Source organism: Pseudomonas koreensis, assembly GCF_025447595.1.
Classification (GTDB): Bacteria; Pseudomonadota; Gammaproteobacteria; order Pseudomonadales; family Pseudomonadaceae; genus Aquipseudomonas; species Aquipseudomonas koreensis_H.
The window spans coordinates 1-203 of the sequence record NZ_JAOEJU010000065.1; the positions used below are offsets into that span (position 1 = coordinate 1).

1 pseudogene is annotated in these 203 nt (G+C 63.5%); it reads right to left on the reverse strand.

Features of this window, described 5'->3' with window-relative positions:
• A pseudogene (locus tag N8H71_RS28750) lies at positions 1–203 on the reverse strand (putative Ig domain-containing protein); the annotation flags it as partial.

A 203-nucleotide genomic window follows, 5' to 3' on the forward strand; every position in this document is an offset into this window, starting at 1 on the left:
CTGTTGCCGGTGCCGTTGAGCGCCGAACCGAGCAGCGTCAGGTTCTCGAGGTTGGTGCCCAGGGTGTAATCGATCGACGCCATGACGGTATCGACGCCCGCGTTGGCGTCTTCCACCACGGAGTCACCGGCGTTGTCGACGTAGTAAGTGTCGTTGCCCAGACCACCGGTCATGGTGTCGGCACCCAGGCCGCCGTTGAGGAT